This is a genomic window from Rhizobium sp. 18055 (assembly GCF_902706285.1).
In the GTDB taxonomy this organism is placed as follows: domain Bacteria; phylum Pseudomonadota; class Alphaproteobacteria; order Rhizobiales; family Rhizobiaceae; genus Rhizobium.
Genome location: NZ_CACSKD010000279.1, coordinates 1 through 442 on the forward strand (window position 1 = coordinate 1; position 442 = coordinate 442).

Here is a 442-nt window from a genome sequence, read left to right on the forward strand (position 1 = left end):
ATCGTGCTGGCCACGCCCTCCACCCTCTACGCGCTCACGCTGGGCAGCGCGACGGCGGAGCTGATCAACCGGCCAGCCGCGGGCGTCATGGACACGGTCTATCCCGTGATGGTGGTGCTGGGTGTGTCCATCATCGTGGGCGCGGTGCTCGCGCTGGTGCTGCGCATGGCGCTGCGTTTCATGAGCCCGACGAGCGAGAACACCACCTTCCTGCTGCTCACGCTGATCGCCGCCGGCACGGCGGTGGCGGCGCACATGGGCGGCTCGGCCCCGCTGGCGGCGCTGCTCGCCGGCATGCTGCTCAAGCAGCTCAATCCGCGCCCCTGGGCCTGGCCGCGCCAGCTCGGCACGGCGGCCTCGCTGCTCACCATGCTGATGTTCGTGCTGGTCTCCACCGTGGCGGCGCAGGCCGACTGGAGCGGCCCGGTGGTGGGCGTGGTGC

1 protein-coding gene is annotated in these 442 nt (G+C 71.7%); it reads left to right on the top strand.

All coding sequences use genetic code 11. From position 1 onward, the window contains the following. Window positions 1-442, top strand: a 442-nt coding sequence (locus GVL52_RS32145; RefSeq protein ID WP_200848004.1) for a cation:proton antiporter, incomplete at both ends; no start/stop codon positions are given.